We start from the raw sequence: 15940 nt of genomic DNA on the forward strand, positions 1-15940 counted from the left end.
GAAGGGCCTGGGTCTTTGCTGATCAAATATTGATCAGACCTCATCATTATTCGCCGACGCTGATCTTCAGGCCAGCCGCTATTGCAAAGGGTGTCAGGGTGATCGCCAGGGCGGCCAGGCTGCCGAGCCACAGGAGATAACCGGTCGCCGGCATGCCCTGCAGCGCCGCCTGCAAGGCGCCGCTGCCCAGGATCAGCACCGGGATGTACAACGGCAGGATCAGCAGCGCCAGCAGCAGCCCGCCCCGCTTCAACCCCACCGTCAGCGCCGCGCCCACCGCACCGAGCAGGCTCAGCACCGGCGTTCCCAGCAGCAGCGAAAACAGCAGCACCGGCAGACAGGCGGTCGGCAGGCCGAGCATCAATGCCAGCAAGGGAGAGAGCAAAACCAGTGCCAGCCCCGAGAACAGCCAGTGTGCCAGCACCTTGGCCAGTACCAGAAGAGGCAGGGGGTGCGGCGAAAGGACCCACTGTTCCAGGGAGCCGTCCTCGAAATCGCTGCGGAAAAGCCCGTCCAGCGAGAGCAGAACCGACAACAGCGCCGCCACCCAGACTAACCCCGGGGACAGGTTTTGCAACACTTGTGTTTCCGGGCCGACGGCCAGCGGGAACAGCGCGATGACGATGGCGAAGAAAATCAGCGGATTGGCCAGCTCCGCCGGGCGGCGGAACAGCAGGCGGGATTCGCGGGCGACCAGCAGTCCGAACACACTCATGCCGCCCAATTCCCCAGATCGATGTCGCGGTAGCCGGCCGGCGTCCGGCCCAGCGTGTGGTGGGTGGTCAGCACCACCAGGCCGCCGCGCCCGCAGTGCTCGGCCAGGTGCGCTTCGAGCTGCGCCACGCCCGACTTGTCGAGGGCGGTGAAGGGTTCGTCGAGGATCCACAGCGGCGGGCTGTCCAGGTACAGGCGCGCCAGCGCCACGCGACGCTGCTGGCCGGCGGACAGGTTATGGCAGGGAACGTCTTCGAACCCGCGCAATCCGACCGCCGCCAGGGCCTGCCAGATCGCCTCCTTGGGGGCGGGCCGATGCAGGGCGCAGAGCCAGGCCAGGTTCTCTTCCGGCGTGAGCAGGTCCTTGATGCCGGCGGCATGGCCGATCCACAGCAGGTTGCGCGCCAGTTCGCTGCGTTGCTCGGCCAGCGGACGGCCATTGAGCAGCACCTGACCGCCGGTCGGTTGCATCAGGCCGGCGAGCAGGCGCAACAGGCTGGTCTTGCCGCTGCCGTTGGGACCGCTGATCTGCACCATATCGCCACTGGCCAGTCTCAAATCGAGATTTTCGAACAGAAGCCGCAGGTCTCGCTCGCACGCGAGGGCAACGGTTTGCAGGACAGGACTGGTCAAGGGTTCACGGGCCTTATACGGTTCAAGTCGGCTCTGGCGCGGCCGTTAAAGAGTTGCAGCATAGATGCAATGACGGCCTGATCTAGAGAGCTGCGTCAAACAATTGCAATGTTTTTTGAACGAAGCGAAAGACGGGCGGCATTATACATGCCGTGCCTTACTCCAAAGAGCGCATTTTCCTCAGGTTGTGTCCGCGTATGACAGGCGAAATGAACATTCTCCCGATGCCGCAAACGCCTCCGGCGACGGCCCGGCCCCCGGTGATCAGCGGCGAGCTGCTCAAGCTGCTGACGCCGGTGGACGGGCTGATCGCCGCCGGGCAGAGCGCCCGGGCCGAGGTGCTGTCGCTCAAGCAGGCGGACCAGACCTTTGAGCTGCTGCTCAAGGTGACGCTCGACAGCGGCCGCCAGACCACGGTACAGGCCACCAGCGCCCAGCCGTTTCCCCAAGGCACCAGCCTGGCGGTCATGCAGCCCTCGGCGGGCAACCTGGCCATCACGGTGCAGCAGGCCATCGCCAGCAGCGTCGCCGCCCTCACCCGCATCGACACCGCGCAACTGCCGGTCGGCACACTGCTGCAAGGCAAGGTGCTGACTGCTCAGGCCCTGCCGCAGGCGCCGGGGCAACCGACGGTGTACCGCTCGCTGGTGACGCTGCTGAACACCGCGCTGCGCGGCAGCACCCTGACCCTCGACAGCCCCCAGCCGTTGCGCATCGGCACGCTGCTGTCGGCGCTGGTGCAAGACACGCAAACCCTGAAGTTCCTGCCCCTGAGCAGCCGCCAGGAACAACTGGCGGTGAGCCAACAGCTGGCCAGCCAGCAAAGCCGCCAAGGCTCCCTCGACGGACTGCTCAAGCTGCTGCAGAACCTGCCGCCGGCCACGGACCAGACCTCGGCCGACCTGCGGGCCGCCGTCGGCAAACTGCTCGCCGGCCTGCCCGACGCCCAGCAACTGAGCACCCCCAGGGGCCTGGCCCAGGCATTGGCCAACAGCGGCGCATTCCTTGAAGCCAAATTGCTCACCGGGCAGAACCCGACGCTGGCGCCGGACCTCAAGGGCGATCTGCTCAAGTTGATCGCACAGCTCACGCCGGGCCTGCCGAGCAGCACCAGCTTCAACGCGATCATCGCCGCCAACACCCTGGCGCAGGCGTTGCCGAGCTTCGTGCGCAACGCGCTGGGCACCCTCGGCCAGGTCAGCGCCAAACCCGTGCCGGGCGGCTTCCCGCTGCCCGAACGGTTGCTGCAAAGCCTGGAGGGCGAAGGCGATCTGGAGCAGCTGTTGCGCTTGGCGGCGGCCGCCGTCTCCCGCCTGCAGAGCCATCAGCTGTCGAGCCTGGAACAGACCGGCCTCACCGACGACGGCCGGCTGCTGAGCACCTGGCAACTGGAGATCCCGATGCGCAACCTGCAGGACATCGTGCCGCTGCAGGTCAAGTTCCAGCGCGAAGAAGCGCCCGAGAAGGAACAACCGGAGGAACGCCGGGAGAACGACCGCGAACGCAAGCAACCGCTGTGGCGCGTCGACCTGGCCTTCGACCTGGAACCGCTGGGCCCGCTGCAGGTCCAGGCGCAACTGACCGGCGGCAGCCTGTCGAGCCAGCTGTGGGCCGAACGGCCTTACACCGCCGAACTGATCGAAAGCCAACTGCACGCACTGCGTCAGCGTCTGCTGGATGCCGGGCTCAACGTCGGCGACCTCGACTGCCACCTCGGCACCCCGCCGCAAGGCAACCAAACCCGCCTCGAACACCGCTGGGTCGACGAAACCGCATGAACGATTCCACCGCTCCACGCCAGGCCATCGCCCTCCAGTACGACGGCAGCCACGCCCCCACCCTCACCGCCAAGGGCGATGACGAACTGGCCGAAGAAATCCTGCGCATCGCCCGCGACTATGAGGTGCCGATCTACGAGAACCCGGAGCTGGTGCGCCTGTTGGCGCGGCTGGAGCTGGGCGACAGCATTCCCCAGGAGCTGTACCTGACGATCGCGGAGATCATTGCGTTTGCCTGGAACCTGAAGGGCAAGTTCCCGCAGGGGTTCGACCCGCAGGCGCCGAGGGTCGAGAAGGACGTCACCGAGCGCGGCGACGATTACTGAGTTTTCAAGGGTGCCTTCACGAACAAGCCCGCTCCTGCGTTGATCGCGGGAGCGGGCTTGTTCGTGAATGACGATGCCTGCCCGAGTGCAGGCATCAGCTTCTGTGCAGCTTGCTCATCAACTCCGCCTCGGCCTGGGTCAGGCCGCAGGACTGAGTGAGTTCGTCGACGCTGGCGCCCATGCCGACCAGTTTCGCCGCCTGGGCGAACGACAGGCTGGACGGGTCGCGCTGCTCCAACTGAGAGATCTTGTCCGGCAAGGGACTGACCACCGCGCGCAGCTCGTGCAGGTCTTCGCCCATGCGCACGTTGCCGTTCTGGTAGTCGTCGACACGCTTGGCCAGCTCCTTGATGCGCTGGTCACGCAGCGCATCGCCCTGGGCCTGCTGCGCAGCGATCAGCCGCTGCGCCTTGATGTACGCCAGAAACATCGCCAGCGTGCCCGCCCAGAACAGGAACAGGACAATGACCGCCACCTCGAGAATCAATCAGATGTTCTCCAGTTCCGACCATTCTTCTTCGGTCATCATCTTGTCCAGCTCGACCAGGATGAGCAACTCGTTGTTCTTGTTGCACACGCCCTGGATGAACTTGGCCGACTCTTCGTTGCCGACGTTCGGCGCGGTCTCGATCTCCGACTGGCGCAGGTAAACCACTTCAGCCACGCTGTCGACCAGGATGCCGACGACTTGCTTGTCGGCTTCGATGATGACGATGCGGGTGTTGTCGCTGACTTCGCCGCTCATCAGGCCGAAGCGCTGACGGGTGTCGATCACGGTCACCACGTTGCCGCGCAGGTTGATGATGCCCAGCACGTAGCTCGGCGCGCCCGGCACCGGAGCGATTTCGGTGTAGCGCAGGACTTCCTGGACGCGCATCACGTTGATGCCGTAGGTCTCGTTGTCGAGCTTGAAGGTCACCCATTGCAGGATCGGATCTTCGGAACCCTTTGCATTCGTCGCCTGATTACTCATACCTGACCCCTCAAATTACCGCCTCTGGCGGTGTGTGTTCGGTTGGCGGCATTTCAATAACGCCGTCGCATGCTTGTTATGTCGGCAGCTACGCCGGTTTGTGTAGTGGCTTGCTGCCGCTCATGTGTTTTGCCCCGCCACTGGCGATCAACTCAGCCAGCGCGGAAACGTCCAGCAGTGCACACATGTGCTCAATCACCGTGCCGGCGAGCCATGGCCGCTGACCTCGATGACTTCTCCATTTGATTTCATTCGGATCCAGACGCAACGAGCGGCTGACCTGATGCACCGCCAGGCCCCATTCGTAGCCCTGGACCGAAATCACGTATTGCAGCCCCTGGCGGAAATCGTCGCGGTAGCGGTCGGGCATGACCCAGCGCGCGGTGTCCAGCACCTTCAGGTTGCCGGACTGGCTCGGCAGGATGCCGAGGAACCATTCCGGCTGACCGAACAGCGGCGTCAGGTCGTGGCCGGCCAGCGAATAGATCGAGCCCAGGCACACCAGCGGCACCGCCAGGGTCAGGCCCGCGACGTCGAACAACAGGCACTCGAAGGCTTCGGACGCCCAGGCCGGACGGCCGTCGGTGTCGGTCGGCGGCGGTGTGTTGCTCGGCGGCAGATGCACTTCGACCAATGGCGCGACAAGCGTCGGCTCGGCAGGCGTCGCCACCGGTGCCGGCGCAGGTGCCGGCTCGGGCTCGGGCTCTGCCGGCAGGGTCGCCGGCTGCAAGAGGCGTGTCTGCAACAGCGGCGCGAGGGTCGAGAGCGGCGCGCGCGGCTGCGGCTCCTCCAGCAGCGCGACTGGCGGCTTGCTCACCGCGGCGGCTTTCGGGGCGGCCGCGGGCGCCGAAACGCTGGCGGCCTTCTCGGCGTCACGCGCCTGCTCTTCGAGCACGGCGGCCTGGAACTCATCGAGGGCGGCGTTTTCCGGCGCCGGCGGCACCGCTTCGGCCGGCGCCTCAAGCGCCTCGGGAACGTCCTGCAGCAGGCCGTCCAGATAGGACTGCAGCGCCTGCTGCGGGCGTGTGGTGAGCTTGATCGGGCGGTTCATCGACGGACATCGCCCGACTGGAGCACCGCGTCGCCTGCTGTGCGGGCGAGCCCGGCTCCACAGGTGAGGTGCGAATCGAAAAGAGACGGACGGGTCAGGGTCATGTCACGCCACCTGCGCAACGGACTGCTGCGCCAGCAAGTGCTTGAGCAGCGCGCGGTAGGCCAGCACGCCGCGGCTCTTGCCGTCGAACTGCGAAGGCGTGACGCCGGCGCGGCTGGCGTCGCGCAGGCGGGTGTCGACCGGGATGTAGCCCTGCCAGATCTCTTCGGGGAATTTGTCGCGCAGGATGCGCAAGGTGCCCATCGACGCCTGGGTGCGGCGGTCGAACAGGGTCGGCACGATGCTGAACGGCAGCGCCTGCTTGCGCGAGCGGTTGACCATCGCCAGGGTATTGACCATGCGCTCCAGGCCCTTGACCGCCAGGTGTTCGGTCTGCACCGGGATCACCAGTTGCTGACTGGCGGCCAGGGCGTTGACCATCAGCACGCCGAGCAGCGGCGGGCTGTCGATGATGGCGTAGTCGAAGTCCTGCCACAGCTGCGCCAGACTCTTGGCGATCACCAGGCCCAGGCCGCTCTGCCCCGGCGACTGGCGCTCCAGGGTGGCCAGCGCGGTGCTGGACGGCAACAGGGAAATGCGCTCGTCGCTGGTGGACAGCAGCAGTTGGCCCGGCAGGCCTTCCGGCACGCCGCCCTTGTGCAGGAACAGGTCGTAGTTGCTGTGCTCCAGGCTGTCGGGATCGTAACCGAAATAGCTGGTCATCGAGCCGTGGGGGTCGAGATCGACCACGACCACGCGCTTGCCCGCCTCGGCCAGCAACCCGGCTAAAGCGATGGAGGAAGTGGTTTTACCGACACCACCCTTTTGATTGGCGACTGCCCAGACTCTCATTCGGATCGTTCCACCCGGCCGGGATGCCCGGCCGAGACATAGCTCAGCGTATTAATGCGGGTGACGGAGAATTGACGGCACTCTCGCGTCCCGACGTCTTGGCCGGGTTCGGTGCAGTTTGTGTGCCAGCCCGCTTCAGTGCCGCGTCCGGCGTCGCATGGGCGGTGCCGGTGCCGGTCAGGCTGCGGCGCACATCCAGGTTGCGCGACACCACCAGCACCACGCGGCGGTTCTTCGCCCGGCCTTCGGCGGTGGCGTTGTTGGCCACCGGCTGGAATTCGCCGTAGCCCACCGACGCCATGCGGCCGGGGTTCACGCCCTGCATCGCGAGCATGCGCACGATGCTGGCCGAACGCGCCGAGGACAGCTCCCAGTTGGTCGGGTACTGGGCGGTGCGGATCGGCTGGTCGTCGGTGAAGCCTTCGACGTGGATCGGGTTGTCGAACGGTTTGAGGATCGCCGCGACCTTGTCGATGATGTTGAACGCCACATCGCTCGGCATCGCGTCGCCGCTGCCGAACAGCAGGCTGGAGTTGAGCTCGATCTCGACCCACAGCTCGTTGCCGCGCACGGTCATCTGGTTGGAGGCGATCAGGTCGCCGAACGCGGCGCTGATGTCATCGGCGATGCTTTTCAGAGGGTCGCTGGCACCGGCGATGCCGGCGTCGACCTGCTCCGAATCCTTGACCAGCGGCTTGGCCGGGGTCACGGTCTTGGGGCGTTCCTCACCGATGGGGATGGGCTTGAGCGCGCGGTCGGCGTCGGTGAAGACCCCGATCAGCGCCTCGGAAATGATCTTGTACTTGCCTTCGTTGATCGAAGAGATCGAGTACATGACCACGAAGAACGCGAACAGCAAGGTGATGAAGTCCGCGTAGGACACCAGCCAGCGTTCGTGGTTGACGTGTTCTTCATGCTGCCGGCGACGAGCCATAGTCCATTACCCCCATCAATCCATGAAGCCCTGAAGCTTCAGCTCGATAGAGCGAGGGTTTTCACCTTCGGCGATCGACAGGATCCCTTCCAACAACATTTCGCGATAACGCGACTGCCGCAACGCGATTGACTTCAGCTTGGCGGCGATCGGCAGCAGCACCAGGTTGGCGCTCGCCACACCATAGATGGTGGCGACGAACGCCACGGCGATGCCGTTGCCCAGCTGCGACGGATCGGCCAGGTTGCCCATCACGTGGATCAGGCCCATCACCGCACCGATGATGCCGATGGTCGGCGCGTAGCCGCCCATGCTTTCGAACACCTTGGCCGCCTCGACGTCGCGGGCTTCCTGGGTGAAGAAGTCCACCTCCAGGATGCTGCGGATCGCTTCCGGCTCAGCGCCGTCGACCAGCAGTTGCAGGCCCTTGCGCGAATAGGCGTCGGGTTCGGCGTCGGCCACGCCTTCCAGCCCCAGCAGGCCTTCCTTGCGTGCGGTGAGGCTCCAGTTGACGACGCGGTCGATGCCGCCGGCCAGGTCGACCCGCGGCGGGAAGAAGATCCACGCCAGGATCTGCATGGCGCGCTTGAAGGCGCTCATCGGCGACTGCAGCAGCGCGGCGCCGATGGTGCCGCCCAGCACGATCAGCGCCGCCGGCCCGTTGGCCAGCGCGCCGAGGTGGCCGCCCTCAAGGAAGTTGCCGCCGATGATGGCGACAAACGCCATGATGATCCCGATAAGGCTTAGAACATCCATCAGATACACGCCTCGACGATGTGCTTGCCGATGTCGTCCAGACCGTACACCGCGTCGGCCAGGTCAGCCTTGACGATGGCCATCGGCATGCCGTAGATCACGCAGCTGGCTTCGTCCTGGGCCCAGACGGTGCTGCCGCCCTGCTTGAGCAGGCGCGCACCTTCACGGCCGTCGGCGCCCATGCCGGTCAGCACGACCGCCAGAACTTTGTCGCTGTAGGACTTGGCGGCGGAACCGAACGTGATGTCCACGCACGGCTTGTAGTTCAGGCGCTCGTCGCCCGGCAGGATCTTCACCGCGCCGCGGCCGTCGATCATCATCTGCTTGCCGCCCGGGGCCAGCAGCGCCAGGCCGGGACGCAGGATGTCGCCGTCCTCGGCTTCCTTGACGCTGATGCGGCACAGTTTGTCCAGACGCTCGGCGAAGGCCTTGGTGAACGCCGCCGGCATGTGCTGGATCAGCACGATCGGCGCCGGGAAGTTGGCCGGCAGCTGGGTGAGCACCCGCTGCAGGGCCACCGGGCCGCCGGTGGAGGTGCCGATGGCGACCAGTTTGTAGGCCTTGCGTTTCGGTGCCGGCGACGAAGCGCTGGCCGCCGGTGCGCGTGCAGGCGCAGGAGCAGGCGCCGGACGGGCCGGTGCGCTGGTGCTGTGGCCGCTGAAGCTTGACGCCGCCGGAGCAGGCGCAGGCGTCGGCGCTGCGGCCGTCGCCGGCGCGCTGTAGGCGCTGAAACGCCGGTTGCTGCGCGAGATGCTGTGCACCTTCTCGCACAGCAGTTGCTTGACCTTCTCCGGGTTGCGGGAGATGTCTTCGAAATTCTTCGGCAGGAAATCCACCGCGCCGGCATCCAGCGCGTCCAGGGTCACCCGGGCGCCTTCATGGGTCAGCGAGGAGAACATCAGCACCGGGGTCGGGCAGCGCTGCATGATGTGCCGCACGGCCGTGATGCCGTCCATCATCGGCATCTCGTAGTCCATGGTGATCACATCGGGCTTGAGGGCCTGAGCTTGCTCGATCGCCTCTTTACCGTTGGTCGCCGTACCGACGACCTGGATGGTCGGATCCGCCGAAAGAATTTCCGAGACGCGGCGGCGGAAAAAACCCGAATCGTCCACCACCAGGACTTTGACTGCCATAAACACTCCATTAGGTGCAGCGAGGCGCTGGCGCCCCGCTGCCCCGGATTCAAATACGCCGTGCGGCGTAACGCTTGAGCATGCTCGGAACATCGAGAATCAGCGCGATGCGGCCGTCACCGGTGATGGTGGCGCCGGACATGCCCGGAGTCCCTTGAAGCATCTTGCCCAACGGCTTGATGACCACTTCTTCCTGGCCGACCAGTTGATCGACGACGAAGCCGATCCGCTGGGTGCCCACCGAAAGGATCACCACATGGCCTTCGCGCGGCTCTTCGTGAGCCGCGGAGCTGACCAGCCAGCGCTTGAGGTAGAACAGCGGCAGCGCCTTGTCCCGCACGATCACCACTTCCTGGCCGTCCACCACGTTGGTGGTCGACAGGTCGAGGTGGAAGATTTCGTTGACGTTCACCAGCGGGAACGCGAACGCCTGGTTGCCGAGCATCACCATCAGGGTCGGCATGATCGCCAGGGTCAGCGGCACCTTGATGACGATCTTCGAGCCCTGGCCCTTGGTCGAGTAGATGTTGATCGAACCGTTGAGCTGGGAAATCTTGGTCTTCACCACGTCCATGCCCACGCCGCGGCCGGACACGTCGGAGATCTCGGTCTTGGTCGAGAAGCCCGGGGCGAAGATCAGGTTGTAGCACTCGGTGTCGCTCAGGCGGTCCGCCGCATCCTTGTCCATCACGCCGCGTTTCACGGCAATGGAACGCAGGACGTTCGGGTCCATGCCCTTACCGTCGTCGGAGATCGACAGCAGGATGTGGTCGCCTTCCTGCTCGGCCGCCAGGATCACCTTGCCGCCGCGGGGCTTGCCCGACTCTTCGCGCTCTTCCGGCGACTCGATGCCGTGGTCGACCGCGTTGCGCACCAAGTGCACCAGCGGGTCGGCCAGCGCCTCGACGAGGTTCTTGTCCAGGTCGGTCTCTTCGCCGACCAGCTCCAGGTTGATCTCTTTCTTGAGCTGGCGCGCCAGGTCGCGGACCAGGCGCGGGAAGCGGCCGAACACTTTCTTGATCGGCTGCATCCGGGTCTTCATCACGGCGGTCTGCAGGTCCGCGGTGACCACGTCGAGGTTCGACACGGCCTTGGACATGGCTTCGTCGCCGCTGTTGAGGCCCAGGCGCACCAGACGGTTACGCACCAGCACCAGCTCGCCGACCATGTTCATGATCTCGTCGAGGCGCGCGGTGTCGACCCGCACGGTGGTCTCGGCTTCGCTCGTCGGCTTTTCCGGCGGCGGAGCGGCCGGGGCACGGGCCGGCGCAGGCGCGGCGGCAGCAGCCGGCTTCGGCGTTTCGGCCTTGGCCTCAGGCGCCTTGGCGGCCGGTTTCGGCGCCGCAGCCGCAGCCGGGGCCTTGGCAGCCGGCGCGGCAACCGCAGCCGCGCTGCCCGCCGTCACCGGCGCACCGGTGTTGACGTCGGTGAACTTGCCTTTGCCGTGCAGCTCGTCGAGCAGCGACTCGAACTCGTGGTCGCTGATCAGGTCGCTGCCGGCGGCAGCGGCGGCCGGGGCCGCAGCAGCCGGGGCCGGAGCCGACGCGATCGCCGATTCCAGCGCTTCGACGGCGAAGTTGCCCTTGCCGTGCAACTGGTCGAGCAAGGCTTCGAATTCGTCGTCGGTGATGTCCGAGCTGTCGCCCGCCGCCGGGGCCGCCGCAGCGGGGGCCGCCGGGGTGACCGCGTCCGGCGCGAACTGGCCTTTGCCGTGCAACTGGTCGAGCAGCGACTCGAACTCGGCGTCGGTGATTTCGTCGCTGGCCGCCTCGTCGCCCGCAGGCGCAGGCGCGGCGGCAGCCGCCGGGGCCTCGGCTTCGGCCTTGACGGCGCTCAGCGAGTCCAGCAGTTGTTCGAATTCGTTGTCGGTGATGTCGCCCGAACTGTCTTCGACGACCAGTTCTTCGATCATCTCGGCCACCGGCGATGCCGGCGCCTCATCGGCCGACTGCGGCTCGGCCAGGCGGGCCAGGGCCGCCAGCAGTTCCGGGGTGGCGGCGGTGATCGGGCTGCGGTCGCGGACTTCGCCGAACATGCTGTTCACCGAATCCAGCGCCTCAAGCACCACGTCCATCAGTTCCGCATCAACGCGACGCTCACCCTTGCGCAGGATGTCGAACACGTTTTCGGCGATGTGGCAGCACTCCACCAGCTCGTTGAGCTGAAGGAAGCCGGCGCCCCCTTTTACAGTGTGGAAACCGCGAAAAATTGCGTTGAGCAGATCTGCGTCGTCCGGCCGGCTTTCCAGCTCGACCAGTTGTTCGGACAGTTGCTCAAGAATCTCGCCGGCCTCAACCAGGAAATCCTGAAGGATCTCTTCATCGGCGCCGAAGCTCATTAAGGGGTGCTCCTAGGTCTAAAAACCCAAAAAAACTCAAAATCCAAGGCTGGATAACAAATCGTCCACATCGTCCTGACCGGACACAACGTCTTCTCGTTTATCGGCATGAATCTGCGGACCTTCACCCTGCGAGAGATGTTTTTGTGGATCTTTTTCGGCAAGCATCGCCGCACGGTCATGTTCGATGCCCGCAAAGCGGTCCACCTGACTGGCCATGAGCACGAGCTTGAGCAGATTGCTTTCGACTTCGGTGACCAGTTGGGTCACGCGCTTGATCACCTGACCGGTCAGATCCTGGTAGTCCTGGGCCAGCAGGATGTCGTTCAGGTTGCCCGACACCGCCCGGCTGTCCGCGCTGCTGCGCGCCAGAAAACCGTCGACCCGGCGGGCCAGTTCGCGGAACTCTTCGGCCCCGACCTCGCGACGCATGAACCGGCCCCAGTCGGCGCTCAGCGCCTGGGCTTCGTCGGCCAACGCGTTGACCACCGGCGTTGCGCTCTCCACCAGATCCATGGTGCGGTTGGCGGCGCTCTCGGTCAGCTTGACCACATAACCGAGACGCTCGGTCGCATCGGTGATCTGCGACACCTCTTCGGCCTGGGGCATGTGCGGATCGATATGGAAATTGACGATCGCACTGTGCAGCTCGCGTGTGAGCTTGCCCACTTCCTGGTACAGGCCGCGGTCACGGGTCTGATTGAGCTCATGGATCAGTTGCACGGCCTCGCCGAACTTGCCCTTTTCAAGGCTGTCGACCAACTCGACCGCGTGTTTTTTCAGCGTCGACTCGAAGTCGCCCTGTGAAGACTCTTTATGCTCCATAGCTCCCCCGCGCGTTCATCAGCCGATGCGTTCGAAAATCTTCTCGATCTTTTCTTTCAGCGCCTGGGCCGTGAATGGTTTGACCACGTAGCCGTTGACGCCGGCCTGGGCCGCTTCGATGATCTGCTCACGCTTGGCTTCCGCCGTCACCATCAGGACCGGCAGGTGCTTGAGGCGCTCGTCGGCGCGCACCTTGCGCAGCAAGTCGATGCCGGTCATGCCGGGCATGTTCCAGTCGGTGACCAGAAAATCGAAGTGCCCGCTTTCCAGCATCGGCAACGCGGTGTTGCCGTCGTCGGCCTCGGCGGTGTTGGTGAACCCCAGGTCACGCAGCAGGTTCTTGATGATCCGCCGCATCGTTGAGAAATCGTCAACGATGAGGATTTTCATGTCTTTGTTCAATTCGACCTCCAAGCAGTCTTAAACGCGCCCGGCAACGGGACGCGCCATTTCATTCAATCCGGCGAGGCACTCTCGATGACTGTCTGGAGCACAACGGATCGAGACCGGTGCCGCTCACCACCGCACCAGCCTCGTTCGCAGTGTCCCCACACTGCCTTCAGCGCGCTCGCCACTCCCCCAAACGCCCCCGCAAACGGGCCGCGCACTGGCTGTGCAACTGGCTGACCCGCGATTCGCTGACGCCAAGGACCTCACCGATTTCCTTGAGGTTCAGTTCCTCGTCGTAGTACAGCGCCAACACCAGTCGCTCGCGCTCCGGCAAATTGGCAATCGCGTCCGCCAGCGCTGCCTGGAAGCGTTCGTCTTCCAGATCGCGCGACGGCTCAAGATGAGCACTGGCGCCATCCTCATGCAGCCCTTCGTGTTCGCCGTCCTGCAGCAGGTCGTCGAAACTGAACAGCCGGCTGCCCAGGGTGTCGTTCAAAATCCCGTAGTAATCGTCGAGACTCAATTGGAGTTCGGCCGCAACCTCGTGATCTTTAGCGTCACGGCCGGTTTTAGCTTCAATCGCGCGAATCGCGTCGCTGACCATGCGGGTATTGCGGTGAACCGAGCGCGGTGCCCAGTCCCCTTTGCGCACTTCATCAAGCATCGCGCCGCGGATCCGGATGCCCGCGTAGGTCTCGAAACTGGCGCCCTTGCTGGCGTCGTATTTGTTCGAGACTTCGAGCAGGCCGATCATCCCGGCCTGGATCAGGTCTTCGACCTGCACGCTGGCCGGCAGCCGCGCCAGCAAGTGGTAGGCGATGCGCTTGACCAGCGGCGCATAACGCTCGATCAGTTCGTACTGCGCATCACGCGCCGACTTCTTGTACAGGTTCATACCGCTGGCGGTCATAGCACAGGCCCTGCCGTTTGCTGCACGAGGCGCTCGACGAAAAACTCGAGGTGACCGCGCGGGTTGGCGGGCAGCGGCCAGGTGTCGACCTTTTGAGCGATCGCCTTGAAGGCCAGGGCGCACTTGGAACGCGGAAAGGCTTCATAGACCGCACGCTGCTTCTGCACCGCCTTGCGCACGCTTTCGTCGTAAGGCACCGCGCCGACGTATTGTAGGGCGACGTCCAGGAAGCGATCCGTGACCTTGGTCAACTTGGCGAACAGGTTGCGCCCTTCCTGCGGGCTCTGGGCCATGTTCGCCAGCACGCGGAAGCGGTTCATGCCGTAATCGCGATTGAGCAGCTTGATCAGCGCGTAGGCGTCGGTGATGGAGGTCGGCTCGTCGCAGACCACCAGCAGCACTTCCTGGGCGGCGCGCACGAAACTGACCACCGAGTCACCGATACCCGCAGCGGTGTCGATCACCAGCACGTCGAGGTTGTCGCCGATGTCGCTGAACGCCTGGATCAGGCCGGCATGCTGGGCCGGGCTCAGGTGCACCATGCTCTGGGTGCCCGAGGCGGCCGGCACGATGCGGATCCCGCCCGGGCCCTGCAGCAGCACGTCGCGCAGCTCGCAGCGGCCTTCGATCACGTCGGCCAGGGTGCGTTTGGGTGTGAGGCCCAGCAGAACGTCGACGTTCGCCAGACCCAGGTCGGCGTCCAGCAGCATGACCCGACGGCCAAGCTCTGCCAGCGCCAGGGACAAGTTCACTGACACGTTAGTCTTGCCGACGCCACCTTTGCCGCCGGTCACCGCGATCACCTGTACGGGATGCATGCTGCCCATGTTATTTCTTTACCTTGTCTTGCATAGACGGAGGCCACATTACTGGCTGCGCGTTCACAACCGGAACAATGCGTGGCAGGCCATCGATGTAGGTACAAAAACTGTTCATTACCTCAGCCGACCTGCTTGGTCGGGCTGTGGTAGATATCAGCGAACATGTCAGCCATGGCTTCTTCGCTGGGTTCTTCCTGCATTTGCACGCTGACGGCGCGGCTGACCAGTTGGTGACGGCGCGGCAGATGCAGGTCATCCGGGATCCGCGGGCCGTCGGTCAGGTAGGCGACCGGCAGTTCGTGGCTGATCGCCAGGCTCAGCACTTCGCCAAGACTGGCCGTCTCATCCAGTTTAGTCAGGATGCAACCGGCGAGCCCGCAACGCTTGTAACTGTGATAAGCGGCGGTCAGCACCTGTTTCTGGCTGGTGGTGGCCAGAACCAGATAGTTCTTGGAGCGGATGCCGCGGCCGGCCAGGCTTTCCAGCTGCATGCGCAGCGCCGGATCGCTGGCCTGAAGGCCGGCGGTGTCGATCAGCACCACGCGCTTGCGCAGCAGCGGATCCAGCGCCTGCACCAGGGACTGGCCCGGATCGACGTGGGTCACCGACACATTGAGGATCCGGCCCAGGGTCTTGAGCTGTTCCTGGGCGCCGATGCGGAAACTGTCCATGCTCACCAGCGCGATGTTCTGCGCGCCGTACTTGAGCACGTAACGCGCCGCGAGCTTGGCCAGGGTGGTGGTCTTGCCCATGCCGGCCGGGCCGACCATGGCGATCACCCCGCCCTCTTCCAGCGGCTCGACCTCCGGCACGCCGATCATCCGGGCCAGGTGCGCCAGCAGCATGCGCCATGCCTGACGCGGCTCCTCGACGTCGCTGATCATCGCCAGCAGGTCGCGCGACAGCGGGCCCGACAGGCCGATGCGCTGCAGTCGGCGGTACAGGTTGGCCTGGGCTGGACGGTTGCCCTGCAACTGGTTCCACGCCAGGGTGCCGAGCTGGACTTCCATCAGCTCGCGCAGGCTGTTGAGCTCCGAACGCATCGAGTCGAGGGCGCGCGGATCGACACCGGCCGGGGCCGGCGCAGGCGCCGGTGCGGGACGGGCCGGCGCGGCGTAGGTCGGTTCCGACAGCGGTTCGGCGGCGGTCAGCGGCAGGCCCGCGGTCAACGGCAGCCCGGCGAACAGCTGGCGGTTGGTGTTGCCGTCGGCTTCGCCGCGCAGGCTCAGCTCGGCCTGGGCGGTGACGATGCGCGACTGGGTCTTGCGCAGCTCGTCTTCGAGCTCCATGTTCGGCACGCGCGGGGCCAGCGCCGACAGTTTGTAATCCAGCGCCGCAGTCAGCTCGACACCGCCGGCGATGCGGCGGTTGCCGATGATGGCGGCATCAGCGCCCAGCTCATCACGAACCAGCTTCATGGCCTGACGCATATCGGCGGCGAAAAAACGCTTAACTTGCATA

The 15940-nt window shown here is 65.1% G+C and carries 17 protein-coding genes; 2 read left to right on the top strand and 15 right to left on the bottom strand.

What is annotated here, in order from left to right; all coding sequences use genetic code 11:
- Positions 1-46: 46 nt before the first annotated feature.
- Together ccmB and ccmA are read right to left on the bottom strand one after the other, a co-directional pair.
- A complete protein-coding gene (gene ccmB / locus CAG29_RS12800; RefSeq protein ID WP_085577887.1) occupies positions 47-715 on the bottom strand; it encodes a heme exporter protein CcmB in 669 nt (222 codons plus the stop codon).
- Positions 712-1347: a cytochrome c biogenesis heme-transporting ATPase CcmA gene (gene ccmA / locus CAG29_RS12805; protein ID WP_085577781.1), complete on the bottom strand. Its 636-nt coding sequence runs from the start codon at positions 1345-1347 to the stop codon at positions 712-714. Before ccmA ends, ccmB begins: the two co-directional genes overlap by 4 nt.
- 197 nt (positions 1348-1544) lie before the next feature.
- Between ccmA and CAG29_RS12810 the strand changes: the two genes are divergently transcribed.
- Together CAG29_RS12810 and CAG29_RS12815 are read left to right on the top strand one after the other, a co-directional pair.
- Positions 1545-3125 (top strand): flagellar hook-length control protein FliK, encoded by a 1581-nt coding sequence (locus CAG29_RS12810; RefSeq protein WP_085694610.1) that lies wholly within the window; start codon positions 1545-1547, stop codon positions 3123-3125.
- A complete protein-coding gene (locus CAG29_RS12815) occupies positions 3122-3451 on the top strand; it encodes an EscU/YscU/HrcU family type III secretion system export apparatus switch protein (protein ID WP_085577783.1) in 330 nt (109 codons plus the stop codon). Before CAG29_RS12810 ends, CAG29_RS12815 begins: the two co-directional genes overlap by 4 nt.
- A 94-nt stretch (positions 3452-3545) precedes the next feature.
- Here CAG29_RS12815 and CAG29_RS12820 read toward each other — a convergent pair whose 3' ends face one another.
- From CAG29_RS12820 to flhF, 13 genes are all read right to left on the bottom strand, one after another.
- Positions 3546-3938 (bottom strand): DUF2802 domain-containing protein, encoded by a 393-nt coding sequence (locus CAG29_RS12820; protein WP_085577784.1) that lies wholly within the window; start codon positions 3936-3938, stop codon positions 3546-3548.
- Positions 3939-4424: a chemotaxis protein CheW gene (locus CAG29_RS12825; protein ID WP_085577785.1), complete on the bottom strand. Its 486-nt coding sequence runs from the start codon at positions 4422-4424 to the stop codon at positions 3939-3941.
- Between the two features lie 88 nt (positions 4425-4512).
- Positions 4513-5475: a CheW domain-containing protein gene (locus CAG29_RS12830; protein ID WP_085694612.1), complete on the bottom strand. Its 963-nt coding sequence runs from the start codon at positions 5473-5475 to the stop codon at positions 4513-4515.
- Positions 5476-5580: 105 nt separating this feature from the next.
- Positions 5581-6369: a ParA family protein gene (locus CAG29_RS12835; RefSeq protein ID WP_085577787.1), complete on the bottom strand. Its 789-nt coding sequence runs from the start codon at positions 6367-6369 to the stop codon at positions 5581-5583.
- Positions 6370-6412: 43 nt separating this feature from the next.
- Positions 6413-7303 carry a flagellar motor protein MotD gene (gene motD / locus CAG29_RS12840; protein WP_085577788.1) on the bottom strand — a complete coding sequence of 297 codons (891 nt, stop codon included), beginning with the start codon at positions 7301-7303 and terminating at the stop codon, positions 6413-6415.
- Between the two features lie 15 nt (positions 7304-7318).
- Positions 7319-8059, bottom strand: coding sequence for a flagellar motor protein (locus CAG29_RS12845; protein ID WP_085577789.1), 741 nt, complete (start codon positions 8057-8059; stop codon positions 7319-7321).
- Positions 8059-9195: a chemotaxis response regulator protein-glutamate methylesterase gene (locus CAG29_RS12850; RefSeq protein WP_085694613.1), complete on the bottom strand. Its 1137-nt coding sequence runs from the start codon at positions 9193-9195 to the stop codon at positions 8059-8061. The genes CAG29_RS12845 and CAG29_RS12850 overlap by 1 nt, the downstream gene beginning before the upstream one ends.
- Before the next feature lie 49 nt (positions 9196-9244).
- Positions 9245-11533: a chemotaxis protein CheA gene (locus tag CAG29_RS12855; protein WP_085656691.1), complete on the bottom strand. Its 2289-nt coding sequence runs from the start codon at positions 11531-11533 to the stop codon at positions 9245-9247.
- Between the two features lie 36 nt (positions 11534-11569).
- On the bottom strand, positions 11570-12358 hold the full coding sequence (locus tag CAG29_RS12860; RefSeq protein ID WP_085577792.1) for a protein phosphatase CheZ: 789 nt from the start codon (positions 12356-12358) through the stop codon (positions 11570-11572).
- Positions 12359-12376: 18 nt separating this feature from the next.
- A complete protein-coding gene (locus CAG29_RS12865; protein ID WP_085577793.1) occupies positions 12377-12748 on the bottom strand; it encodes a chemotaxis response regulator CheY in 372 nt (123 codons plus the stop codon).
- A gap of 169 nt (positions 12749-12917) precedes the next feature.
- Positions 12918-13658: an RNA polymerase sigma factor FliA gene (gene fliA / locus CAG29_RS12870; RefSeq protein ID WP_085577794.1), complete on the bottom strand. Its 741-nt coding sequence runs from the start codon at positions 13656-13658 to the stop codon at positions 12918-12920.
- Positions 13655-14485: a flagellar synthesis regulator FleN gene (fleN, locus tag CAG29_RS12875; protein ID WP_003222917.1), complete on the bottom strand. Its 831-nt coding sequence runs from the start codon at positions 14483-14485 to the stop codon at positions 13655-13657. Before fleN ends, fliA begins: the two co-directional genes overlap by 4 nt.
- A gap of 113 nt (positions 14486-14598) precedes the next feature.
- Positions 14599-15939 carry a flagellar biosynthesis protein FlhF gene (gene flhF / locus CAG29_RS12880; RefSeq protein ID WP_085577795.1) on the bottom strand — a complete coding sequence of 447 codons (1341 nt, stop codon included), beginning with the start codon at positions 15937-15939 and terminating at the stop codon, positions 14599-14601.
- Position 15940 lies beyond the last annotated feature (1 nt).

The organism is Pseudomonas sp. B7(2017), from assembly GCF_002112745.1.
GTDB classification, from domain to species: Bacteria; Pseudomonadota; Gammaproteobacteria; order Pseudomonadales; family Pseudomonadaceae; genus Aquipseudomonas; species Aquipseudomonas ekonensis.